This is a genomic window from Streptomyces sp. NPDC056580 (assembly GCF_042793175.1).
GTDB lineage: Bacteria > Actinomycetota > Actinomycetes > Streptomycetales > Streptomycetaceae > Streptomyces.
Window position 1 is genome coordinate 31,641 of the sequence record NZ_JBHTVE010000008.1, and the last position, 23,528, is coordinate 55,168.

Below are 23,528 nucleotides of genomic sequence, written 5' to 3' on the forward strand. Positions count from 1 at the left end.
GCACGCGATGAGCCCCCGCGCCGGTCACCCCGGCCACCCTGCCCGCACGCTCGCCTTCGTGGAGAGCCCGGTACAGCTGCTGAACGTACTGGAGTGGGCGCACCTGCACGGCCTGCAGGGCGCGCAGCGGGACGCCCTGCCGTCCGTGCCCGCCCAGAAACGGCGGACGCCGGCCGGCGCCACGCCACCGGCCGGCGCGGAGCTCACGCTCGTCGTGCTGTCCCCGACCGACCCCATGACCCGGGGCCAGCTCCGCCGCATGGCCGACCTGGCCCGCGACGAGGGGTACCGGGTGCGCTGGGAGGAGGCGCGGGGCGGCACGACCGCGCCCTTCCACACCATCGGCGGCCTGGCCGGCCCGCTCCGCCGGGCCGACCGCGTCGTCATGGGGGACCCGTTCTCCCGCTACGTGCAACTGCTGCTGACCATCACCCGCGCCCGCGACCTGGTGGTCGTGGACGACGGCACGGCGACGATGGAGTTCGTCGCCCAGCTCGCGCGCGGCGAACGCCTGGTGCGCTGGCACCGCAAGGGCGGCCGGCCCGGCCCCCGCGACCTGCTCTTCGCCCCGGTCTCCTCCTCGGCGCGCCGCCGCCTCACCCCGAGCGAGGGCCGCCGCGTCGAGGTCTTCTCCTCGATGCCGGTGACCGAGACCCCGGACGGCGTCACGGTCACCGCCAACGACTTCGCCTGGACCCGCGCCCGCTTCGGCCCCCCGCGGATCACCACGAGCGCCGACATGGTCGGCACCTCCCTGGTGGAGACCGGCGTGGTCGACGGCGACCGCTACCTGGCCGCCGTCCAGAACCTGGCCAAGGCCCACGGAGCCACCCGCTACTTCGCCCACCGCCGCGAGAGCACCGACAAGCTCCACCGCCTGGCCACGGAGACGGGCCTGGAGATCGTCCGCCCCGACCTCCCCCTGGAACTCATCGCCCGCCGTGGTCCCATCGGCCGCACCGTCCTCAGCTTCCCCTCCACCGTCGTCCACACCCTCCCGCTGGCCCTGGCCGGCACCGGCGTCCGCGTGGCGGTCTGCGACATCGACCCGACCTGGCTCACCGAATCGGCCTCCCCCCGTGCCCAGGGCTTCCTGTCGGGCGTCACGGGCACGGCGCGGGACGTCCACCGGCTGGCGGCGGTGCAGCTGGTCTGAGCACGGGGCGCGCCCCGCCCCGCCGCCGTGTGTGTCACCGACCGATCACGGCTGGACGAAGGCCTCCTGACGCGGCACTAAAGTCTTCTCGTCACATCTGGTCGTGGGGGCGGCCAGGCTTGCCTTTCGGCTGCCGGGGTCCTGGGGAGGGTTCGCAGCGCATGAGTCGTCGCTCTACTGGTTTCGCCGGCGCCTGGGCCGAGATGCAGCGTCAGCAGCAGCGCCAAATGGAGGCCGAAGCCCGGCGGCGCAGACAGCAGGAACAGCAGGCACGGGCCTATCAGCGGCGAGCCGCCCAGAGTCACCGCGAGTACCGGCAGGCGGAGGCCCTCCGGCGGACGGAGGAACTGGACGCGCAGGTCGCGTCGCTGCAGGGCCTTCTCGCCACGGGCTGCCGGGCACCGGCCTTCCGGGCCTCCTCCCTCATGCGGCCCGAGGAGGTGCAGCCCTTCGCTCCGGGTCCCCTGGCACAGCCGGTGCCGATGCCGGACTTCAGGCACTACGAGACGCAGAGCGGCTGGACGGCGGGCCGCCGTGCCCAGGCGCAGGCCGAAGCCCGGGCACGCTTCGAACGCGACTGGCACGCCGCCCAGACGGCGGAGGCTCAGCGGCAGCGACAGCTCGCGTCGTACCAGCGCGAGTACCAGCAGTGGGCGGATGCCCAGCTCGCCGACGTGCGCAGGCACAACGCCGGTGTCGTCGCGCTGACCGAAGGGGTGCGACGCCACGATCCCGACGCCGTGATCGAGTACTTCTCCGCCGCCCTCTACGCCTCGACGGCATGGCCGGAAGACCTCCCGCGCCAGGTGGCGGCGGCCTACGACGCGGCAGCGCGGCAGCTCGTGCTGGACTGGGAGCTGCCCGCCTACGGCATCGTGCCGGAGGTCAAGGCGGTCCGGTACATGTCCGGGGCCGACCAGGACAAGGAGACGCCCCGTCCGGTGAGCCAGCGCCGTGCCCTGTACCGGGAGGTGCTCGCCCAGTGCATGCTGCTCGTACTGCACGAACTGTTCGCCGCTGACGAGCCGGGGGCGCTCGAGTCGGTCGCCCTGAACGGCTTCGTCGACGGGCACGACCCCACGACGGGCAGGCCGGGCCAGATCTTCCTCGCCACCGTCATGGCTTCCCGCTCCTCGTTCCGTGAGCTGCACCTGGCGCAGGTGGACGCGTGCACTTGCCTGGCCGACGCACTGCACGGACAGCTCTCCGCCCGGCCGGACCAGCTGGCGGCGGTACGGCCGGGCAGACGGCCGCAGGACGTCGGGAACCGTGTGGTCGCGCACGGCGGCGGAGAGGAGCCCGACCTGTTCACCATGGACCCCATCGCCTTCGAGAATCTCGTGGCGGACCTCTTCCGGGCCATGGGGATGCAGGCCGTCACCACCCAGCGCTCCAACGACGGCGGCGTCGACGTCGACGCGCTGGACCCGGCACCGATCCGCGGCGGCAAGATCGTCGTGCAGGTGAAGCGCTACCGGAACACGGTGCCGCCCACCGCCGTGCGGGATCTGTACGGAACCGTGCAGGACACCGGCGCCAACAAAGGTGTCCTCGTGACGACGTCCAGGTTCGGCCCGGGCTCGCACACCTTCGCCAACGGCAAGCCGCTGGAGCTCGTCTCGGGCCCCGAACTCGTCGACCTGCTGCACCGCCACGGCCTGGGCGGGCGGCTGGGCGACGGCGGCCGGCGGACCGCGGGACAGCCGGCGTCCGACGGGCCGGACACCCGGCTGCCCGACGACTACAACGTCCTCGGCATGTCGTGGACCGGGAACGTCGCCCTGGACGTGTGCGCTCTCGTCTGCCGCGGCAACAGCGTCCTCAGCGACGACCACTTCGTCTTCTACAACAACCCCCGGACCCCGGACGGCACGGTACGCACCCTCCCCGCCACCGCACCCGACAAGGCCGCGATCTGCGTCTCCTTCGACGCACTGCCGCCCGGGGCCGACCGGCTCGTACTCGTGGCCGCCGTCGACCCGGAGGCGAACCCGGCCGCCGACCTCACCGGCTTCACCGAGGCCCGCATCAGGCTCCTCGACCCGGGGATGGCCGAGCTGGGGTGCCTGGAGGTCTCGGACGGCCGGCCGCACGAGACCGCCCTGGTCCTCGGCTCGTTCCGCCGCAGGTCCACCGGTGACTGGGACTTCGTCCCGGGCGGCAAGGGCTACACCGGCGGCCTGGAGGAACTCGTGCGGGACTTCGGCATCGACGTGGAGTAGCCCGATGCCGGTCCCCGCGCCCGTCAGTCCCGGATCACCGGTGCCTGGAGTTCCGTCACCCAGTCGTCGCGGTTCTCCGGGCACTCCAGGTTGATCTCGCGGGGGTACCCGGTCGACCGGTAGCCACCCGCGTCGATCCAGCGGGCCAGGGTCTGTGCCGTGGGGAGGACGGTGTCCATGGAGCCGCGGTGGACGATGGTCGCCGCCAGGCCGACGGCGGGCAGGTCGACGATCCGCAGGGCGCCCTCCTGGAGCGGGGCTGACACCTGCACGGCGGCGTGCACGGTGATCCTGCCCTCGCCCTCCGGCGCGTCCTCGTAGTACGCGACACCGGGTCCGGCCGGTCTGACGCCCGCCGCGTCCAGGCGGCGGAACAGCTCCTCGTACAGCGGCGCGATGACGGGACCGATGTCCTCGGGCTGGAAACTCGCCGCGACCGCGGTGAGCTCCGCGACCCGCACGGCCGGGAGGCTCTTGATGACGACGTCGTTCTCGGGCATGTGCCCCTCGCTCTCGATGGCCCGGAGCCTCGCCTCGACCTGGACCAGCCGGGCCGCCGCGGCGGTCATGGCGGCCTCCAGCTCCGCCTGCCGCAGCCGCAGCATCGCGCGCAGTCCCTCGGCGCCCACCTTCTCGTCGAGGATCTCCCCGACCTGCTGAAGGGTGAGCCCGAGCTCCTTGAGCGCGATGACACGGTTCAGGCGCGCCAGTTGGGCTGCGGTGTAGTAGCGGTAGCCGGTGGCGGGGTCGACATGGGCCGGGCGCAGCAGTCCGGTCGCGTCGTAGTGACGCAGCATCCGGACCGAGACGCGGCCGTGCCGGGCGAAGTCTCCGATGGTGAACATGAGGTCTCCGAGTCGACCGCCTGACACGGCGTGAGGGTCAAGAGGCGGCCGGGCGGCGCCCCTTCAGACTCTCGACGAAGGGGGCGAAGGCCGCCGGCGGGAAGACGAGGGTGCCGGCCGCAGGGTCCTTGGAGTCGCGGACGGCTATGCGGGTGGGGGAGTCCGCTATCTCGACGCATGCGTTGCCGTCACCGCTGCCCGAGTAGGACGACTTCCGCCAGTTGCTCGGGGTCTCCATGGGGTGCCTCACAGCTCTTTCGCCAGCCCGTGGATGAGGTTGCGCGAGCGCTCGGGGTCGAGCGACGCGTCCTCCACCTTATGGAAGAGCGTGCGGAACGCGTTCAGTTGCGCCTCGGAGTCGATGAACGCCGCTCCGTGCGGGCCGTCACGAACGACGGTGTCCAGCTTGGGCACTGCGCCAGCCGCGTACGTCATGGCGCTCGCGGCGCCGGCGAACCCTCCAGGTGCATCGGGATGACGCGTACGGTGACGCGCATGTCTGCCGAGAATTCCAAAATGTGGGCAAGTTGGGCCCGCGCGGAGGCGCGGTCGCCGACCATGACGCGCAGTGCCGCCTCGTGCACGACCGCTTCGTAGGGCGTTTCCGCGATGGTGGCCGCACGCCGCATCCGGTGCCGGACGCGTAGCTCGACGTCCTCGGCCGGAAGCTCAGGAACCCGGTAGGAGAAGACCGCGCGAGCGTAGGCCGCTGTCTGGAGAAGGCCGGGAACGAAGAGGCACTGCACCTCGCGGAGGGAGGTGGCGTGGTGTTCCAGCTCGGCGAGATCGAGGAACGGGGTGGGCAGCCGCTCCCGGTACTCCTCCCACCAGCCCCGCGTGCGACAGGTGCGCGAGGAAGGCGGGGTGGAGGCCAAGGCCGAGATGGTCCTGCACATCTTGGAACGGCGCGGCATCGAGGTGCCCGAGGCCGTTCGTGACCGGGTGAACGCCTGCACCGACCTGAACCATCTCGAAGTCTGGGCCCAGCGGGCGATGCATGCCGGGGACGCGTCGGAGCTGTTCGACGGGGAGTGAGCGGGCGGCGCGGGCACGGGGGCATGAGCGTAGTGAAGATCATGAATCTATCAAGCTACGCACATGAACCCCGCTGCGGAACGTTGGACTTGCCTTCATCGCTCGAGCGAGGCTACGGCGACCGTGGCGGCTGCTGGCGGGCTTTCACACAGACCCCGGGGCTGTAATTTCGCGGGAACGTGCGCGGGTCTTGGGGCCGGGTCCGTGGGGCGGGCTCGTCCAGAGATTGCCCCACCCCCCACGCCCAGACGTGCGAAAGACCGTCCACCACGAGGGGCAGACGGTCTCTCGAATGGGCCGGGTCACTCGGTGTCGGCAAGAGTCCGATACAGCGTCGCGCGGGACACATTGAGCGCCTTGGCAATGGCCGTGACGCTCTCTCCCTTGGTCCTACGCGCCTTGGCCGCAGCGAGCTTGTCGGTGCTCATGACAGTGGGACGACCGCCGGTCCGACCCTGAGCCTTAGCAGCGTCCAGCCCGGCGCGGGTCCGCTCGATGATCATGTCTCGCTCAAGCTCAGCAAAGGCAACCATCATCGTGAAGAAGAACTTGCCCTCACCCTTCGGGGAGTAGCTACCGGCTAGTGTGCCCGTCAGAATCCGCAGCGAGATCCCCCGGGCATGCAGATCCTCGGCGATCGTGAGCACGTCCTTCGTGGAACGGCCCAACTGGTCCAGCTTCCACACGGTGAGGGTGTCGCCCTCCCGCAAGTAGTCGAGAGCAGCGAGCAGCCCGGCGCCGTCGGCGTTCCTGCCCGACGCCTTGTCCTCGAAGATGCGGGCGCACCCTGCCTCGCTCAGTGCGTCCGCCTGAAGCTGCGCATCCTGCGCGTTGGTGCTCACTCGCTGGTAACCGATCAGCGTGCCCGTGTTCGTCGCCATGACCTGATCGTCTCAAAACTCGTCTCACAACGCCAGGGGTTCCGGGCATGTTTTGAGACGGGTTTTGAACAATCCGATGCCCCGTTTCCCCTATCGTCCCTCGGCGTCTCAATAACCATCGATTCTGAGACGTCGACTGAACGTCACCGACAGCAATGTCTGCACGACTACGGCGCTTCAGACGTCCGCCACTTTTCCATCACTCGCCCAGTGAGCGACCCGAGCCACGGCCGTCCGACGACGTCTGCCCCGCCATGCTTGTTGAGATCAGCGGTAGCCCCTACTCGCCGACCCGTTACCCCCACGACATAGTCAACATCCAATCGTGCAAGGCCAAGGGCTCGCAGCGCTGATGCCGCTTCTTCCTGCGCTGCTTCGTCATGTGCCGTGGCCAGGTCCGCGATGCGTTGCTGTGCAGCAGCGCCCGCACCCGTGCTCGCCTGTCCTTCGGCGATCTGGAATCTGCTGACGCATTCGATCTCTTGAGAGAGGTATCTATCCTCGATGACCTCCGTTACCCAGCGACTCACGGTCGCCAGCGATCCACTGGTCGGATACCTCGCGCCATGCCCGTCACCGAACTCGACCACTGCCATCCATGTGAAGCCTCGCCCGTGCTTGTAACGCCGGTAGGTGACGTCAACTCTGGCCTTCTTGTGCTCGTCCACGCTCTAATCCCCCTCCATTTTGCCCGACGTTGCCTTAAGGCAGAGGCAGGGCGGTGATCACGGGCAAGATGTACGGAATCGGAGTATGCCTGCCCCGACTGCTCCCTCTGGGGCGTTCGCTGAAACACCACTCCATGACGGGACGGGTAGACGCAGCACCTCCCTTCCGTTCTCTGAAGCGTCGTCAGCCGTCCAGCGATAGGCCGCGCCAACCCTCGTACCCTGAGAGCTTCCGGCGCGTGCCAAATCGCTTGTCCATCGCAGCGAACAGGGCACGCTTACCTGCCCCCGCACCCAGCGAGCGGACCACGTCCGGCTCGGCCATACAGAACGCATCCCACACGGCAGACGTGCGTACGTGAACGGTTCGCGGCGCGTCGCCGAGATACTTCACCCACTGCGCAGGGGCACGCATCGGCGCGCGAAAGGCGTCGAACTGAGAGGCTAGCGAGAGCAGATGGGTCGCCCTCCCGTTGGCGGCGGCCAGGACCTCATCGGACACTGCCTTGAGGGCTGTCACCTCCCCAGCGGTAGCCTCCACGTCCAGCCGGTCAGCTTGAGCGGCCAGCTGCGCGGCGTCAGTGCGCGTGTACTCGGCTTCCGTGTCATCCAGGTCCAGCGCCTCAATAGAGATCATCAGTCGCTCTACTTCCTGCCTCAGCCGTGCAGCGCGCTTGGGATCGGGCGCACGGTCGTCAAAGACGCAAGAGCGAAGCACCTCCGCGAGGCTGGCCAGCCACTTACCCATCCCGCTGCGAATCAGCGGGAGATCGCGCCGCTCACCTGATGGGGTCGTCCACGCGGAACCATCCCAGAGGAACGGCAAAGGTTCAGGAGCCATGTCGGCGTGCTGAGCGGCGACGGCGAGCGCGGAATGGGCGCGAGCGTTATCTAGGTACATGGGCAACCCCATAACTCCTTGTCGTTGTGGCTGGTCGGCGCCGTCTTGCAGGGGAGCAGCCGATTGGTGACTTGCCAGGGGGCCAAACGGGACTCAGAGGGGTGATCAACCTGCCTCGTTCCTGCAGGCCAGAAGCCGATTAGGTGATTAGAGGGGCACAGGCACAAAAACCGTCCACCGCTGTAGCGCAATGCTGAAGTGACGCCCGAACGTCACCTTCGTCATTCCCGCAGGTCAGCGCGGTGATGGGTAAAGCCGTTTCGTCACCCCGGCCGCCCGCGCCGACGCGCTACCCTTCTCTAGGAGCGCAACGGCTTCCAGGGCTCTGTACGGCTGTCTGCGCGCACGAGAAAGCCCCGCCCGGATTCCGCCAGGGCGCCCGAACGGGGCCCGAGGGGCGCTCAGGCGCCTACGTGGCTGGTGCCTCCGCCCAGTGCACGGCCACCCGCTCCGCCGTGTTCGCGTTCCGGCCCCTGCCTACGCTGCGTGTCACGCTCACGCGGTCAACGAACAGCGCAAGGAACTCCCGCCGTTCAGAAAGCTCCCAACCGGCCCACGTCGACTCCGGGCCAAGCGGGTCCCCCTCCGGTGCAGTCCACTCTGACGGGACAGCTACCGTGCCGGCCTCAGCGGTTCCCAGCTCTTCCACGCGGCCGGCCGTACGTTCCTCATGGGCTGACAGCCGTTCCACTGACTCACGGAACATCTGGTCACCCACGGCACCCGCGTACAAGCCTGCCTGCCGGTCGACATACAGCGTGCGAAGCGCTTCTCGTACGTGCTCCAACTCGGCCCGAGCAGCTGCTAGTTCGGCCTGTCGCTCGCCCGTGTCGGCTTGCGCTGCAAACCGGCGTGCGGCCTCAGCGAGCCATTCGAGATCTTCGGGGTCTTCGGGGTCCAGCGCAGTCAGGCGCGACCACACGGTACGGGCCACCACGTCATCAGCTGCGTCCATGTTGATGGCCAGACCACCGTGTCCCGGCACAGCGCCGGACTGGGCCCGGTTGCAGCGATAGAGCGGCTTGCCGTTGCGCTTGTCCGTGACCATGGAGCTACCGCAGACCTCGCAGAACAGCATCCCGGCGGAACCGAGCAGGGATGGCACGGAACGGCCACCCTGGCGAATCACCTGGGGCGTACGGCCATCGAGTACGTCCTGAAGCCGCCACCAGTCATCGGCGGGAACGATGCCCTCATGCGCCACCAGCGGGGCCCCTGAGTCGTCGCGCAGGATGACGCGCTTGGTCCCCTGACGTTCGACGGCGTAGCCGGCAAGGCGGGGGTCACGGAGGATGCGGAGCACAGTGGACGACACCCACGTCGTACGCTCCAGCGGCTGGCTTACGGCTCGGGCCCGGCGTGCGGTCACACGCGCTGACATGTCCGCTGCCTTGGTCGGTACGCCCTCGGTGTTCAGCTTGCGAGCTATGGCCGATGCGGTCATGCCGCCCAGTGCCCAGGACACCATGTCGCGCACGTACGGGGCCTCAGCGGGATCGGGGACCAGCCTGACCACCACCAGTTCCCCGCGCGGCTGACGCGTCGACTGGAAGCCGTACGGGGCCATGCCGGACACGTGGCTACCCGCTGCCCTCAGCGTCTCTTTCGTCGCCGTGATGTACGCCGACTTCATGTCGGACTCTTGCTGGGCCAGCGCGGCGATAAGGCCGAAGATCGCGACGCCCATGGGGGTGGACGTGTCCAGGTAGGGCTCTTCCACGCTGACGAGCAGCACGCCGTGTTTGGCCAACTCCTCATTGATCAGCATGGCCTCAAGGGCACCCTGCCGAGTGAGGCGGGACAGCGAGAACACGACCACTGCGTCTACGTGTCCGGCGCGAACGGCGGACATCATCTCCTCGAACTCCGGCCGGACGACCTTGGGGTCCCAGCCGGATTTACCGACGTCGGCGAAGTGGCCGGCGTTGTCCCAGCCTTTGGCCGTGATCAGCGCCTCGCACTTGGTCCGCTGCGCTTCGGGGGACGACGCGGAGTCGTCCTCACGCTTCCTTGACTGTCGGATGTAGGACACTGCGCGCACATGGTCCAGATTAGGGGTCCAATCGGAGCCCCGTTTGACGAGAGGTGTCATGTGCCTAGCGTAGTAAAAATCAACGTGCTGACCGTGCCCGCCGAGCAGCGTGAGGTGCTGGAGAAGCGGTTCGCGTCGAGGGCGCACGCCGTGGAGAACTCCGACGGGTTCGAGTGGTTCGAGCTGCTGCGGCCGGTCGAGGGCACCGACCAGTACCTCGTCTACACCCGCTGGCGGGACGAGGCCTCCTTCCAGGCCTGGATGGAAGGGCCGATGAAGTCCGCCCACCAGGGCGGCGGCGAGGGCGGCGAGAAGCCGAAGCCCGCCGCCTCCGGGTCCACCCTGTGGTCCTTCGACGTGGTGCAGCAGGCCGCGCCGAAGAACGCCTAGGGGACCGCGATCACCCCGGCCGGCGGGCCAGCAGGAACGCCCGCGGCCGGGTCTCCTCCTCCTGCGGCTCCCGGACCACCGTGGCCACCATCTCCAGGCCCGCCCCCGTGAGGAGGGACTTGACCTGGTCCGGTGTGCGCCAGTAGTACCGCAGGTCGATCTCGTGGCCGAAGCGTTCGGTCAGGTGGAGCCCGCCCGGCTCGGTGCCGGTCTGGAAGGCCAGCAGGACGTGGCCGCCGGGGACCAGGGCGCGGTGGAAGCCGGCGAACGCGGCCGGGAGGTGGTCGTCCGGGACGTGGATGGTGGAGTAGAGGGCCAGGATGCCGCCCAGCGTCGCGTCCGGGAGGTCGAGGGAGGTCATGGAGCCGACGTGGAAGCGCAGCTCCGGGTGGGCCTCGCGGGCCAGCGACACCATCGCGGGGGAGACGTCCACGCCGAAGACCGGCACGCCCATGCCGTGCAGGAGGGCGGCGACGCCTCCGGGCCCGCTGCCGAGGTCGGCGACGGGGGCAGGGCCGTTCGCCGTGACCAGCTCGGCGAAGGTACCGATCAGCGTGCGTTCGAGGGGGTGGGACAGGCCGTGCGGATAGCGGGACGCGTAGTCCTTGGCGATCGCGTCGTAGGAGGAGCCGGTGGTCTGCAGGAAGTCCGCGTTCGAGTCGCTCACGGCGCCGCACCCTATCGGCCGACCCGCGTCCGGCGCCGATGACCGCCGGGCCCGTCCGCAGCAAGGACCGCCGGTCACCGCCCGTCCGTCCACGCCAGGACCCCCGGTCACCGCCCGTCCGTCCGGGCCGGGAGTGCGTCCGCTCAGCGGACTGGGGGAGCGTGAGGCCGGTGATGCGTGGTATGCGTGGAGGAAGGAAACAGAGGTTTTACCCACCGAAGTCCGCCACCATGCGTCCGCCGGTCGATTTTTCTTCCCCTAACGGACTGAACTTTTGTTGATTCGGGGTCAGTTGACCGGTCGGGCGTCCTACCCTTCAGAGGGTGAAGCAATTGATGTCCCGAGAGTCCGAGGCCGAACTGCCCGGGGACGTGCTCCCCGGCGTGCTCAGCGAGTCCCTGCACGCCGAACTGGTCGCCTTCCGTCGTGACCTGCACATGCACCCCGAGCTGGGCAACCAGGAGTTCCGCACCACCGCGGCGATCAAGGAGCGGCTGGAGCAGGCCGGGCTACGGCCCCGCGTCCTCGCCACCGGAACCGGACTCATCTGTGACATCGGTCTGGCCGAGGGGCAGCGGCCCACCGTGCCGATGCTCGCCCTGCGCGCCGACATCGACGCGCTCCCGATCCCGGACACCAAGGCCGACTGCCCGTACCGGTCCACCGTGCCGGACCGGGCCCACGCCTGCGGCCATGACATGCACACCGCCGTGGTGCTCGGCGCCGGGCTCGTCCTCGCCGACCTGGCGGCCAAGAAGCTGCTGTCCCGCCCGGTGCGGCTGGTCTTCCAGCCCGCCGAGGAGGTGCTGCCCGGCGGCGCGCTCGGCGCGATCGGGGACGGTGCGCTCGACGACGTCGGCCGGATCCTCGCCGTGCACTGCGACCCCAGGGTGGAGGCCGGCCGGATCGGACTGCGGCACGGGCCCATCACCAGCGCCTGCGACCGGCTGGAAGTCGCCCTCGACGGGCCCGGCGGGCATACCGCCCGCCCGCACCTGACCACCGACCTGGTCACGGCGGCCGCCCGCGTCGCCATCGACGTGCCCGCGCTGGTCGCCCGCCGTGTCGACACCCGCGCCGGTCTCGCCGTGACCTGGGGCCGGATCGAGTCGGGCCATGCCCCGAACGTCGTACCGCAGCACGCCGAGCTGTCCGGCACCGTGCGCTGCCTCGACCTGGACGCCTGGCGGGACGCGCCGGACATCGTGCACGCGGCCATCGACGAGATCGCCACGCTGCACCGCGCCAAGTCGGAGATCAACTACGTGCGGGGCGTGCCGCCGGTGGTCAACGACCGGGAGTCCGCCGACCTGCTGCGCCGTTCGATGGTGGCCCGGCGCGGTATGAAGTCCGTCGAGAGCACGGAGCAGAGCCTCGGCGGCGAGGACTTCTCCTGGTACCTGGAGAACGTGCCCGGCGCCATGGCCCGCCTCGGCGTCCGCGCCCCCGGCGACCGCACCGTCCGGGACCTGCACCAGGGAGACTTCGACGCCGACGAGTACGCGATCAAGGTCGGCGCGGAGATGTTCACCGCCGCCGCGCTGCTCGACGACATGTAGGCGGCCCCGGGCCGGCAGGGGAAGGCCCGGGCTCAGGACGGGCGGGGCCCGGGGTGGCCGGGCCGCCCCGGCGCAACACACTCGTAAGCCAACCGTGCGCTGTGCGCAACAAGGGTGTGAGAGGTCCGGTACGCCGAGTTCAGGCGGTGTTTGCCTCGAATAGATAACGGCTTCGCGAGGGGGTTTTTTGCGACATCTACGCGCGTTACGATGCCGCGAAGCCGACGCCGTCGGGGCGTCTCGGCTGGAGCACCGAACCGGTGCTCACATCAAGCGCCGACAGGCGCTCAGGTCAGGTGAAGGAGCCTTCCCGTGCGCCGGGTAGCCAAGCTTTCCGCTGCGTGTGTCGCCACCGCAGCTCTCGCCCTCACTGCCACCGCGTGTGGCAGCACCTCCTCCGACAACGAGTCCTCGAAGTCCTCCTCCGGTGACGGCAAGGGCGTCAAGATCGGTCTCGCCTTCGACGTCGGCGGCCGCGGTGACCGCTCCTTCAACGACTCCGCCGCGCGCGGCGCCGACAAGGCGAAGAAGGAGTTCGGCGGCGAGATCAAGGAGCTGACCGCGAAGACCTCGGACACCGAGGCCGACCGCGAGCAGCGCCTGTCCGACATGGCCGAGGCCGGGTACAGCCCGATCATCGGTGTCGGCTACGCGTACGCCGCCTCGATGACCAAGGTCGCGGCGAAGTACCCGAAGACCAGCTTCGGCATCGTCGACTCGGTGGTGGACGCCAAGAACGTCGACAGCATCACCTTCACCGAGGAGCAGGGCTCCTACCTGGCCGGCGTCGCCGCCGCGCTGAAGACCAAGAAGGACCACGTCGGCTTCATCGGCGGTGTCGACGTCCCGCTGATCAAGAAGTTCGAGGCGGGTTACGTCCAGGGCGTCAAGGACACCAACCCGAAGATCAAGGTCGACACCCAGTACCTGAGCCACGGCTCGGACACCTCCGGCTTCGCCAGCCCCGACAAGGGCAAGGAGGCCGCGCAGGGCATGCTGGACAACGGCGCCGACGTCGTCTACTCGGCGGCCGGCTCCTCCGGCAACGGCGCGATCGAGGCCGTCAACGGCGTCAAGGGCGCCTGGGCGATCGGCGTGGACTCCGACCAGTACAGCATCCCGGGTCTGGCCAAGTACAAGAACTCGATCCTGACCTCGATGGTCAAGAACGTGGACCTCGGCGTGTACGACTTCGTCAAGTCCGTCCACGACGGCAAGCCGCTGACCGGCACCAACACCTACTCGCTGAGCAAGGACGGCGTCTCGCTGTCCACCAGCGGCGGCTTCATCGACGACATCCAGGCCAAGCTGGACGCGGCGAAGAAGAAGATCGTCGACGGCTCCGTCAAGGTCAAGACCACCCCGTGACCTGACGGGTCCCGTGGGACCCGGGCTCGGCGCGGGGGCGGCTTCCGCAGCCCCCCGCCGAGCCATAACAATGTGTCAACTCTACGCGTGTAGCATCGAGTTGCCGCGCTAGCGTCGCCGACGCCTGCCCTCCCCCCGCAGCCCCTTTCCCCGAGGAGAGTGCGCCATCAACGCGTCCAGCCCTCCCGCTGCCGTCGAACTGCGCGGCATCACCAAGCGTTTCCCCGGCGTCGTCGCCAACCGCGACATCGACATCACGGTCCGCACGGGCACCGTACACGCCCTCTGCGGCGAGAACGGCGCCGGCAAGTCCACCCTGATGAAGATCCTCTACGGCATGCAGCAGCCGGACGAGGGCACCATCGAGATCAACGGCGAACAGGTCACCCTCGGCAACCCCGGTGACGCCATCGCCCGCGGCATCGGCATGGTCCACCAGCACTTCATGCTCGCCGACAACCTCACCGTCCTCGAGAACGTCGTCCTCGGCGCGGAGAAGCTGTACGGCATCGGCGGCAAGGCGCGCACGAAGATCCGGGAGATCTCCGACGCGTACGGCCTGGGCGTGCGGCCCGACGTCCTGGTGGAGGAGCTCGGCGTCGCCGACCGCCAGCGCGTGGAGATCCTCAAGGTCCTCTACCGCGGCGCCCGGACGCTCATCCTGGACGAGCCGACCGCCGTGCTCGTGCCGCAGGAGGTCGACGCGCTCTTCGACAACCTCCGCGAGCTGAAGGCCGAGGGCCTCACGGTCATCTTCATCTCCCACAAGCTGGGCGAGGTGCTCTCCGTCGCCGACGAGATCACCGTCATCCGGCGCGGCACCACGGTCGGCACGGCCGAGCCGCGCAGCACCACCTCCAAGCAGCTCGCCGAGATGATGGTCGGCAGCGAACTGCCGACCCCGGAGACGGAGGAGTCCACCGTCACGGACGTCGCCATGCTCACGGTGGACAAGCTGCACCTGTCCCAGACCGACCTGGACGGCGTCGAGCGCATCATCCTCGACGAGATCTCCTTCACCATCCACAAGGGCGAGGTCCTCGGCATAGCCGGCGTGGAGGGCAACGGCCAGTCCGAGCTGGTCGAGGCGATCATGGGTATGCGGGACCCGGACGCCGGCGTCGTCACGCTGGACGGCGAGGACATCTCCCACACCCCCACCCGCCGCCGCCGTGAGGCCGGCGTCGGCTACATCCCCGAGGACCGCCACCGCCACGGCCTGCTCCTCGAGGCGCCGCTGTGGGAGAACCGCATCCTCGGCCACGTCACCGAGCGCCCCAACTCGCGCGGCGGACTGCTCGACATCAAGGCCGCCAGGACCGACACCGAGCGCATCGTCCGCGACTACGACGTCCGCACGCCCGGCATCGAGGTGACCGCCGCCTCGCTGTCCGGCGGCAACCAGCAGAAGCTGATCGTCGGCCGCGAGATGAGCCACGACCCCAAGCTGCTCATCGCCGCCCACCCCACCCGCGGTGTGGACGTCGGCGCGCAGGCGGCGATCTGGGACCACATCCGGCAGGCCCGCCGCGCGGGTCTGGCCGTGCTGCTGATCTCCGCCGACCTGGACGAGCTCATCGGGCTCTCCGACACCCTGCGGGTGATGTACCGGGGCCGTCTGGTCGCCGACGCCGACCCCGCCACCATCACCCCCGAGGAGCTGGGCTCCGCCATGACGGGTGCGGCCTCCGGCCACCTGGAGCACACAGAGGACGACGAGCGATGAAGAAGCTGACCTCACGGATCGACAAGGAGCGGCTGCTCCTCGGGATCGCGGCGCCGCTGCTGGCGATCGTCGCCGCGCTCGTCGTCACCACCCTGGTGATCCTCGCCACCGGCAAGAACCCGGGCGACGCGTTCAGCGACATGGTGACCTACGGCTTCGCCAGCGACAGCCAGGTCTACATCCTGAACAAGGCGACGACCTACTACCTCGCGGGCGTCGCGGTGGCCGTCGGCTTCCGCATGAACCTGTTCAACATCGGTGTCGACGGCCAGTACCGGCTCGCCGCGTTCATCGCCGCCGTCCTCGGCGGCGCGCTGACCGTCCCCGGCTGGATCGCCGTCCCCCTGATCATCATCTGCGCGATGGCGACCGGCGCCCTGTGGGCGGCCATCGCCGGCGTGCTCAAGGTGACCCGCGGCGTCAGCGAGGTCATCTCGACGATCATGCTGAACTCGATCGCCACCGCGATCATCGCCTACCTGCTGCAGCCCGGAAAGCTCGGCCAGCTCGACCAGGCGGGCACCCTCGTCTCCACCAAGCCGCTGCCGTCGTCCTCGTACTTCTTCAGCATCGACACCGGCCCGGCCGGCGTCCTGTGGGGCTTCATCGTCATAGCCGTGGTCGTCGGCATCGGCTACTGGTTCGTGCTCGGCCGCACCCGGTTCGGCTTCGACCTGCGCACCGTCGGCCAGTCCGACACCGCCGCCGCCGCGAGCGGTGTCGGGGTGAAGAAGATGGTCGCCACCAGCATGATCATCTCGGGTGCGGTGGCCGGCCTCATCGGCATGCCCACCCTGCTCAACGACAGCCACCAGTTCAGCAACGACTTCCCGGCGGGCATCGGCTTCACCGGCATCGCCATCGCGCTGCTCGGCCGCAACAGCCCGATCGGCATCGCGCTCGGCGCCCTCCTGTGGGGCTTCCTGGAGCGCACCACCAACCACCTGGAGTTCCAGGGCTACGACAAGGAGATCCTCGGCGTGATCCAGGGCGTCATCGTCCTGTGCGTCGTGATCGCCTACGAGGTCGTCCGCCGCTACGGCCTCAAGCGCCAGCAGCAGCGGGTCGGCGCCGAACTCGCCGCCCAGGCCGCCGCCCCGACGATGAAGCAGGAGGTGGCGCGATGACTGCCACGATGACCGACGCGCCGCCGCCCGCGGCGCCCAAGGCGGAGGGCGAGGCCGGCAAGCGCTCGGGCCGGTCGCTCGGCCAGATCCTCATGATCGTCGCGGGTGCGCTGCTGCTGGTGGCCGCGGTCCGCGTCATCACCGGCGCCGACCAGCTCACCTCCGAAGGGCAGGTCGGCGCGGCCCTCGGCCTCGCCGTGCCCATCGGTCTCGCCGGTCTCGCCGGTCTGTGGTCCGAGCGGGCCGGTGTGGTCAACATCGGCCTCGAGGGCATGATGATCCTCGGCACCTTCGGCGCCGGCTGGGTCGGCTGGCAGACCAACCCCTGGCTGGGCCTGCTGTGCGGCATCGGCTTCGGTGTCCTCGGCGGCCTGGTGCACGCCGTCGCCACCATCACCTTCGGCGTCGACCACATCGTCTCCGGCGTCGCGGTCAACCTGCTCGCGCTCGGCGCCACCCAGTACCTCGCCAAGCTCTTCTTCGCCGAGGGCAAGCCGGCGGAGGCGGGCGGCAACCCCAAGCAGTCACCGCCGGTGGACTCGCTGCCGCACGTCACCGTGCCGGGCCTGTCCGACGGCCTGCAGACGGTGCAGAACCACCACTGGTTCCTGGTCTCCGACCTTGCGGGCATCATCGGCGGTCTGATCACCGACCTGTCGGTGGTGACGATCCTGGCCGTGCTGCTGTTCGCCGGCAGCTGGTGGCTGCTGTGGCGCACCCCGTTCGGCCTGCGGCTGCGCTCCTGCGGTGAGAACCCGGTCGCCGCGGAGTCGCTCGGCGTCAACGTCTACCGGTACAAGTACATGGCCGTGGCCGTCTCCGGCGGCCTCGCCGGGCTCGGCGGCGCGTTCCTCGCCCTGGTCACCTCCCACACCTACCTGGAGGGCCAGACCGGCGGACGCGGCTACATCGGCCTCGCGGCGATGATCTTCGGCAACTGGCGGCCGGGCGGTCTGGCCATGGGCGCCGGCCTGTTCGGCTACTCCGACGCGCTGCAGCTGCGTAACGGCGGCACCACCGTGCACGCGCTGCTGCTCCTGCTGGTCGTCCTGCTCGTGGTCCTGGCCGGCTGGAAGCTGTACCGCTCGGCCGTCTGGCAGGGCGCCGTCAGCCTCCTCGTGGGCGGCCTGGTCCTGGCGTGGTACCTGCTCACCGACGAGGTCCCGAGCGACTTCGTGGGCGCCACGCCGTACGTCGTGACGCTGCTGGTGCTCTCGCTCTCCGCCCAGCGGCTGCGCATGCCCAAGGCGGACGGCATGCGGTACCGGAAGGGGCAGGGCAAGTGACGGCCGCGCCGGACGCCGGCTTCGACTGGGAGCCGCTGCGCGCCGAGGCGCGGGAGGCCATGACCCACGCCTACGTCCCCTACTCGGGCTATCCGGTCGGAGTGGCCGCGCTGGTCGACGACGGGCGCACGGTCACCGGCTGCAACGTGGAGAACGCCTCCTACGGGCTCGGCCTGTGCGCCGAGTGCGGGCTGGTCTCGCAGCTCCAGCGCACGGGCGGCGGGCGCCTCACGCACTTCACCTGCGTGGACGGCGAGGGCGCCCTGCTGGTGCCGTGCGGCCGCTGCCGCCAGCTGCTGTACGAGTTCGGCGGCCCCGGCCTGCTGCTGGACACCCCCGAGGGCGTCCTGGCGCTCTCCGAGATGCTGCCCCAGGCCTTCGGCCCGGGTCATCTCTCCAAGTAACTCCCCGTACGGCCCCCCTGACCCGCTCAGGGGGGCCGTGCACTTCGCACCCCCCGGAAGGAAGCCATAGCCATGGCCATGGACGCCATCTCCGTCATCCGCGCCAAGCGGGACCGCGGTGAGCTGACCGACGAGCAGATCGACTGGGTCATCGACGCGTACACCCGCGGCGAGGTCGCCGACGAGCAGATGTCGTCGCTCGCCATGGCGATCCTGCTGAACGGGATGAACCGCCGGGAGATCGCCCGCTGGACCGCGGCCATGATCGCCTCCGGCGAGCGCATGGACTTCTCCTCGCTGTCCCGCCCGACGGCCGACAAGCACTCCACCGGCGGCGTCGGCGACAAGATCACGCTCCCGCTGGCCCCGCTGGTCGCGGCCTGCGGCGCGGCTGTGCCGCAGCTCTCCGGCCGGGGCCTCGGCCACACCGGCGGCACCCTGGACAAGCTGGAGTCGGTCCCCGGCTGGCGCGCGCTGCTGTCCAACGAGGAGATGCTGCACGTCCTCGACACCACCGGGGCGGTGATCTGCGCGGCGGGCGACGGACTGGCCCCGGCCGACAAGAAGCTGTACGCCCTGCGGGACGTGACCGGCACGGTCGAGGCGATCCCGCTGATCGCCTCCTCCATCATGTCGAAGAAGATCGCCGAGGGCACCGGCTCCCTGGTGCTGGACGTGAAGGTGGGCTCCGGCGCCTTCATGAAGACCATCGAGGACGCCCGTGAGCTGGCCTCCACGATGGTCGGCCTGGGCACCGACCACGGGGTGCGGACGGTCGCGCTGCTGACCGACATGTCCACCCCGCTCGGCCTCACGGCCGGCAACGCGCTCGAGGTCCGCGAGTCGGTCGAGGTCCTCGCGGGCGGCGGCCCGGCGGACGTGGTCGAGCTGACCGTCGCCCTGGCCCGCGAGATGCTCGACGCGGCCGGCATCAAGGACGCCGACCCGGCGAAGGCGCTGGCCGACGGCTCGGCGATGGACGTGTGGCGCCGGATGATCGCGGCCCAGGGCGGCGACCCGGACGCCGCGCTGCCCACGTCCAGGGAGCAGCACGTGATCAAGGCCTCCGCCTCCGGCGTCCTTATCCGTCTGGACGCCTACGGCATCGGTGTCGCCGCCTGGCGTCTCGGCGCGGGCCGCGCCCGCAAGGAGGACCCGGTGCAGGCGGCGGCGGGCGTGGAGATGCACGCCAAGCCGGGTGACACGGTGACCGAGGGACAGCCGCTGCTGACCCTGCACACCGACACCCCCGAGCGCTTCGAGTACGCGCTCCAGGCGGTCGAGGGCACCTACGACATCGCGGCCCCGGGCACGGCCTTCACGCCGTCGCCTGTGGTGCTGGAGCGCATCGCCTGACCAGGGCGAGCGGTTGCGGACCGCTGACGTGACGGCTCTTTCGGGTGAACGGGACCGGTGGACCTCCGCCGGTCCCGTTCGGCGCGTCTCTGCCGGAACGGTCCGGCGTCACCGTCGGCACCGGTGGGTCCCCGCTGGCCGACACGCCCTCAGCCCAGTACCGTCGCCACCCCCACCAGCACCGGCACCGAGACCACCGTCGACAGCAGGACCGACTCGCGGGCCAGGGATTCGGCGACCTGGTAGCGGCTGGCGTAGGTGAACAGGTTCTGGGCGGCCGGCAGGGCCGAGGTGACGACGACGTCCAGCAGGGGCGCGCCGTGCAGGCCGAAGACGCCGCGGGCCAGCGCCCAGGCAACCAGCGGCTGGCCCAGGGACTTCAGCGCCACCGACAGCAGGACCGGGTGCCGGTCGAGTCCCCGGCCGGGAGCCGCGCTGCCGCGCAGGGACATGCCGAAGACCAGCAGCGCCGCCGGGACCGACATGTCGCCGATCATGGTGACCGGCTCCATGACGGGGCCCGGGACCCGCCAGCCCGACGCCGAGACCACCACCCCCGTCAGCGAGCCCACCGCGATCGGATTGCGCAGCGGCGTCAGAACCCGCTGCCACACCGTGCCCTTGTCGCCGGTGCCCGTCAGGTCCAGGACGGTCAGGGCGACGGGCGTGACGAGGACGACCTGGAACAGCAGGACCGGGGCCACCAGGGACGCGTCGCCCAGGACGTAGGCGGCGATCGGGATGCCGAGGTTGCCCGAGTTGACGTACCCCGCGCACAGGGCGCCGATCGTCGTGCGGCCCACGCCCCAGTGCCGCAGCGCGCCCACCGCCACGAAGGCCGCCGAGACCGCGGCCGTGCTCAGCGCCGTCACCAGCAGGCGGCTGGAGAACAGTACGGAGAGGTCGGCCCCGGCCAGTGTCCGGAACAGCAGGGCCGGTCCCGCCACCGAGAACGCCAGCCGGGTCAGCACCTCACGGCCCGGATCACCGAGGGTGCCGCGCCACCCGAGCACATAGCCCACCCCGATGACGACCGCGATCACCGCGAACCCGCTCAGCACCCCCGTCACGGCCCCAACCCTGCGCCGGGGCACGACCGCCGGTCAATGTGATCTCCGTCCGGGCGTGCCCGCCGAAGGCCCGGCGATGAGTTGCGCGCGTGCCACCGGTCTACCGCACGTGGACGCCAAGACACCCGCAGTGCTCGTACTGCCCGGGCCCGTCACCCGTGCCGAGGTGCCGGGCCTCTGCGCCGATGTGCGGACGCTGCTGGAGGCCGGCGGCGCCGCGGTCGTGGTGTGCGACGTGGCCGGGCTCGGCCCGCCGGGGCTGCAGACCGTGGATCTGCTGGCCCGGCTGGAGCTCGCCGCCCGCCGGGCCGGCGGGCGGATACGGCTGCGCGGGCCCGGCCCCGCGCTACGCGCCCTTCTCGACCTGGTCGGACTCCGCTTCCAGGTGGAGGGGGAGACCGAAGAGCGGGAACCAGCGCGCGGTGTCCAGGAAGCAGTGGAAGCCGGTGATCCGGCCGTCTGACACCTCCAGCACCTGCACCGCCCAGGGGGTGAAGCCGCCTTTCTCCTCGTCCGGCTTGTAGTGCGCGAACCCCGGCAGGCCGTTCGCCCGCACCGGCAACAGCCGGGAACCGGCGCAGGACGCGCCCAGGGTGGTCATGAAGCCGGTGATGTCCTGCGGGCCGCGCAGCCACAGGTCGAACGGCGGCATCGTCATGACGGCGTCCTCGTGCAGCAGCGCCGTGAGCGCCGTCATGTCGTAGCCCTCGAACGCCTTCACATAGCGCTCGAGGAGTCTTTGCTGCTCCTCGTCGAGCGGGTCGGACACTGCCCCGGCCGCGGCCTCGGAGTCCCGCTCGGCGAGCGTGGCCCGGGCCCGCTGCAGGGCGCTGTTGACGGAGGCGACCGTGGTGCCCAGCAGCTCGGCGACCTCACTCGCCCGCCAGGCCAGCACCTCGCGCAGGATCAGCACCGCCCGCTGCTTCGGCGGCAGTTGCTGCAGGGCCGCCATGAACGCCAGCCGGACCGACTCCTTGGCGACGGCCGCCTCCGCCGGGTCCTCCACCGTCGGCAGTACGCGCGCGTCCGGCATCGGCTCCAGCCAGGTGTTGTCGGGGCGGGGGGAGAGCGCCGCCCGCGCGAGCGGCGTCGAGTCGGTCAGGTCCATCGGCCGGGCCCGCTTGTTGCCTGCCGTCAGCATGTCCAGGCACACGTTCGTCGCGATCCGGTACAGCCACGAGCGCAGGGAGGAACGGCCCTCGAACTTGTCGTAGCTCCGCCAGGCCCGCACCAGCGTGTCCTGCACCGCGTCCTCGGCCTCGAAGGAGGAACCGAGCATGCGGTAGCAGTACCCGGTCAGCTCGGTCCGGTGCTTCTCCAGTGCGGTGTCGAGTTCCGTCGCCGCCGTTCCGCTGCCCATCACGCACCCACCCCTGTGGCCGTCCCCGTGGCGTGCCTTCGCGCCCCAGCACTTCGGAAGCTACCGCAGCCCACTGACAATGGCGCCCGGAGCACGAAAATGCCCGGCCGGGACCGGTTCCCTCACAGAACCGGGCGGGCGCCGGCTCCGGTGCCCGCCCGGTCTCCCGCGCGTCGTCTCAGTGCGCCGGCACCGGCTCCCGCCGGGCCGACACCCGGGCCGCCCGGGACCCCAGGAGGGTGATGGTCACGACGCCGAGGACCGCCAGGACGCCCACGCCGACCGTGCCCGCCCAGCCGCCGGCGTGGAAGGCCGTCGCGCCCACCGTGCTGCCCACGCTGGAGCCGATGTAGTACGCGGACTGGTACAGGGCGGAGGCCTGGGCGCGGCCGTGCTCGGCCGTCCTGCTGACCGCCGAGGAGGCGACCGCGTGGCCGGCGAAGAAGCCCGCCGTGATCAGCACCAGGCCCAGCAGGACCAGCGGCAGCGAGGGCGCCAGGGACAGCAGCAGGCCCGCCGCCGTCGTACCGCCCGCCAGGTAGAGCGCGCCGCGGCGGCCCAGCCGGCCCACCAGCCGGCCGGCCGTCGACGCCGACACCGTGCCGACCAGGTACACCAGGAAGATCGAGCCGACGATGCCCTGCGGCAGGGAGAACGGCGCCTGCGTCAGCCGGTAGCCGATCACCGTGTACACACCGCCGAACACCGTCATGAACAGCGCGCCGATCGCGTACAGCCGGCGCAGCAGCGGGTCGGCGAGGTGACCGCGCACCGTGCCGAGCAGCACCCGGGGCCGCAGCGAACCGGCGCGGAAGTGCCTCGGGGCGGGCAGCAGCAGCCGGAACGCCACCGCGCAGGCCACCGCGACCGCGCCGATCACACCGACGGCGACCCGCCAGCCCCACTCCTGCGCGACCCAGCCGGTGATCACCCGGCCGCTCATCCCGCCCACGCTGTTGCCCGCCACGAACAGCCCGATCGCCGTGACCAGCGCCTTGGGCCGGACCTCCTCGGCCAGGTACGCCGTCGCCGAGGCGGGCAGACCCGCCAGCGCCGCGCCCTGCACCGCCCGCAGCACGACCAGCGCGCCGATCGACGGCGCGAAGGGCACCAGCAGACCCACGCCCACCGCGACCGCCAGCGAGGCCGTCATCACCGTACGGCGGCCGAAACGCTCGGACAGGGCGCTCATCGGCAGCACGAACAGGGCCAGACCGCCGGTGGCGGCCGCCACCGTCCAGCTCGCCTCGCTCGCCGCCACCCCGAACTCGCCGGAGATCAGCGGCAGCAGGGCCTGGGTGGAGTAGAGCAGGGCGAAGGTCGCGACCCCGGCGAGGAACAGGGCGAAGCTCATCCGGCGGTAGCCGGGGCCGCCCGGAGCCATCCGGGAGTCGGTCGCGGGGTCGGGGGAGGGGACGGGCGTGACGGCGTCCAGGGTGGCGGACGCCCCGGTACTGGCGGGAGACATGCCTCGA

General features: G+C 70.5%; 22 protein-coding genes and 1 pseudogene. 12 read left to right on the top strand and 11 right to left on the bottom strand.

The window, feature by feature from the left end; all coding sequences use genetic code 11:
- Nucleotides 1-7: 7 nt before the first annotated feature.
- A complete protein-coding gene (locus ACFQ9Z_RS18880) occupies nt 8-1,156 on the top strand; it encodes a hypothetical protein (protein ID WP_383018564.1) in 1,149 nt (382 codons plus the stop codon).
- A gap of 161 nt (nt 1,157-1,317) precedes the next feature.
- Nucleotides 1,318-3,378, top strand: coding sequence for a restriction endonuclease (locus ACFQ9Z_RS18885; protein WP_383018567.1), 2,061 nt, complete (start codon nt 1,318-1,320; stop codon nt 3,376-3,378).
- Between the two features lie 23 nt (nt 3,379-3,401).
- Here ACFQ9Z_RS18885 and ACFQ9Z_RS18890 read toward each other — a convergent pair whose 3' ends face one another.
- The 3 genes and pseudogenes from ACFQ9Z_RS18890 to ACFQ9Z_RS18900 all read right to left on the bottom strand — a co-directional run bounded on the left by ACFQ9Z_RS18890 (nt 3,402) and on the right by ACFQ9Z_RS18900 (nt 5,119).
- A complete protein-coding gene (locus tag ACFQ9Z_RS18890) occupies nt 3,402-4,223 on the bottom strand; it encodes a MerR family transcriptional regulator (RefSeq protein ID WP_383018570.1) in 822 nt (273 codons plus the stop codon).
- A 37-nt stretch (nt 4,224-4,260) separates the two neighbouring features.
- Complete coding sequence (locus tag ACFQ9Z_RS18895; RefSeq protein ID WP_383018573.1) at nt 4,261-4,461, bottom strand: DUF397 domain-containing protein; 201 nt, start codon at nt 4,459-4,461, stop codon at nt 4,261-4,263.
- A gap of 8 nt (nt 4,462-4,469) precedes the next feature.
- Nucleotides 4,470-5,119, bottom strand: a pseudogene (locus tag ACFQ9Z_RS18900) (DUF5753 domain-containing protein).
- On the opposite strand from ACFQ9Z_RS18900, the gene ACFQ9Z_RS18905 reads away from it, so the two are divergent.
- On the top strand, nt 5,088-5,258 hold the full coding sequence (locus ACFQ9Z_RS18905) for a hypothetical protein (RefSeq protein WP_383018576.1): 171 nt from the start codon (nt 5,088-5,090) through the stop codon (nt 5,256-5,258). The pseudogene ACFQ9Z_RS18900 and the gene ACFQ9Z_RS18905 sit on opposite strands and share 32 nt — an antisense overlap.
- Before the next feature lie 302 nt (nt 5,259-5,560).
- Here the strand turns inward: ACFQ9Z_RS18905 and ACFQ9Z_RS18910 are convergent, their stop codons facing one another.
- The 4 genes from ACFQ9Z_RS18910 to ACFQ9Z_RS18925 form a co-directional block, all read right to left on the bottom strand.
- A complete protein-coding gene (locus ACFQ9Z_RS18910) occupies nt 5,561-6,139 on the bottom strand; it encodes a recombinase family protein (RefSeq protein ID WP_383018580.1) in 579 nt (192 codons plus the stop codon).
- A 167-nt stretch (nt 6,140-6,306) separates the two neighbouring features.
- Nucleotides 6,307-6,807: a hypothetical protein gene (locus tag ACFQ9Z_RS18915; protein ID WP_383018583.1), complete on the bottom strand. Its 501-nt coding sequence runs from the start codon at nt 6,805-6,807 to the stop codon at nt 6,307-6,309.
- A gap of 184 nt (nt 6,808-6,991) precedes the next feature.
- Nucleotides 6,992-7,714, bottom strand: a complete 723-nt coding sequence (locus tag ACFQ9Z_RS18920) for a hypothetical protein (RefSeq protein WP_383018586.1) — start codon at nt 7,712-7,714, stop codon at nt 6,992-6,994.
- A gap of 403 nt (nt 7,715-8,117) precedes the next feature.
- Entirely contained in the window at nt 8,118-9,800 is a 1,683-nt protein-coding gene (locus ACFQ9Z_RS18925; protein WP_383018589.1) for a recombinase family protein, read from the bottom strand.
- On the opposite strand from ACFQ9Z_RS18925, the gene ACFQ9Z_RS18930 reads away from it, so the two are divergent.
- Complete coding sequence (locus ACFQ9Z_RS18930) at nt 9,801-10,130, top strand: antibiotic biosynthesis monooxygenase family protein (protein ID WP_383018592.1); 330 nt, start codon at nt 9,801-9,803, stop codon at nt 10,128-10,130.
- A gap of 10 nt (nt 10,131-10,140) precedes the next feature.
- On the opposite strand, the gene ACFQ9Z_RS18935 is transcribed toward ACFQ9Z_RS18930, so the two are convergent.
- Nucleotides 10,141-10,797, bottom strand: a complete 657-nt coding sequence (locus tag ACFQ9Z_RS18935; RefSeq protein WP_383018595.1) for a class I SAM-dependent DNA methyltransferase — start codon at nt 10,795-10,797, stop codon at nt 10,141-10,143.
- 335 nt (nt 10,798-11,132) lie between these two features.
- Between ACFQ9Z_RS18935 and ACFQ9Z_RS18940 the strand changes: the two genes are divergently transcribed.
- The 7 genes from ACFQ9Z_RS18940 to ACFQ9Z_RS18970 all read left to right on the top strand — a co-directional run bounded on the left by ACFQ9Z_RS18940 (nt 11,133) and on the right by ACFQ9Z_RS18970 (nt 19,623).
- Nucleotides 11,133-12,356 carry an amidohydrolase gene (locus tag ACFQ9Z_RS18940; RefSeq protein ID WP_383018598.1) on the top strand — a complete coding sequence of 408 codons (1,224 nt, stop codon included), beginning with the start codon at nt 11,133-11,135 and terminating at the stop codon, nt 12,354-12,356.
- Nucleotides 12,357-12,668: 312 nt separating this feature from the next.
- A complete protein-coding gene (locus ACFQ9Z_RS18945) occupies nt 12,669-13,724 on the top strand; it encodes a BMP family protein (RefSeq protein ID WP_383018601.1) in 1,056 nt (351 codons plus the stop codon).
- Between the two features lie 199 nt (nt 13,725-13,923).
- Entirely contained in the window at nt 13,924-15,450 is a 1,527-nt protein-coding gene (locus tag ACFQ9Z_RS18950) for an ABC transporter ATP-binding protein (RefSeq protein WP_383019869.1), read from the top strand.
- Nucleotides 15,447-16,577, top strand: a complete 1,131-nt coding sequence (locus tag ACFQ9Z_RS18955; protein ID WP_383018604.1) for an ABC transporter permease — start codon at nt 15,447-15,449, stop codon at nt 16,575-16,577. The genes ACFQ9Z_RS18950 and ACFQ9Z_RS18955 overlap by 4 nt, the downstream gene beginning before the upstream one ends.
- Nucleotides 16,574-17,863: an ABC transporter permease gene (locus ACFQ9Z_RS18960; protein ID WP_383018607.1), complete on the top strand. Its 1,290-nt coding sequence runs from the start codon at nt 16,574-16,576 to the stop codon at nt 17,861-17,863. Before ACFQ9Z_RS18955 ends, ACFQ9Z_RS18960 begins: the two co-directional genes overlap by 4 nt.
- Nucleotides 17,860-18,267: a cytidine deaminase gene (locus ACFQ9Z_RS18965; protein ID WP_383018611.1), complete on the top strand. Its 408-nt coding sequence runs from the start codon at nt 17,860-17,862 to the stop codon at nt 18,265-18,267. Before ACFQ9Z_RS18960 ends, ACFQ9Z_RS18965 begins: the two co-directional genes overlap by 4 nt.
- A gap of 72 nt (nt 18,268-18,339) precedes the next feature.
- Nucleotides 18,340-19,623, top strand: a complete 1,284-nt coding sequence (locus tag ACFQ9Z_RS18970) for a thymidine phosphorylase (RefSeq protein ID WP_383018614.1) — start codon at nt 18,340-18,342, stop codon at nt 19,621-19,623.
- Between the two features lie 149 nt (nt 19,624-19,772).
- Here the strand turns inward: ACFQ9Z_RS18970 and ACFQ9Z_RS18975 are convergent, their stop codons facing one another.
- On the bottom strand, nt 19,773-20,693 hold the full coding sequence (locus ACFQ9Z_RS18975; protein WP_383018617.1) for an AEC family transporter: 921 nt from the start codon (nt 20,691-20,693) through the stop codon (nt 19,773-19,775).
- A 76-nt stretch (nt 20,694-20,769) separates the two neighbouring features.
- On the opposite strand from ACFQ9Z_RS18975, the gene ACFQ9Z_RS18980 reads away from it, so the two are divergent.
- Entirely contained in the window at nt 20,770-21,156 is a 387-nt protein-coding gene (locus tag ACFQ9Z_RS18980) for an STAS domain-containing protein (protein WP_383018620.1), read from the top strand.
- On the opposite strand, the gene ACFQ9Z_RS18985 is transcribed toward ACFQ9Z_RS18980, so the two are convergent.
- Together ACFQ9Z_RS18985 and ACFQ9Z_RS18990 are read right to left on the bottom strand one after the other, a co-directional pair.
- Nucleotides 21,040-22,053, bottom strand: a complete 1,014-nt coding sequence (locus ACFQ9Z_RS18985; RefSeq protein ID WP_383018623.1) for a sigma-70 family RNA polymerase sigma factor — start codon at nt 22,051-22,053, stop codon at nt 21,040-21,042. The two genes, ACFQ9Z_RS18980 and ACFQ9Z_RS18985, sit on opposite strands and share 117 nt — an antisense overlap.
- Nucleotides 22,054-22,231: 178 nt before the next feature.
- Complete coding sequence (locus tag ACFQ9Z_RS18990) at nt 22,232-23,521, bottom strand: MFS transporter (protein WP_383018626.1); 1,290 nt, start codon at nt 23,519-23,521, stop codon at nt 22,232-22,234.
- Nucleotides 23,522-23,528: the final 7 nt, after the last annotated feature.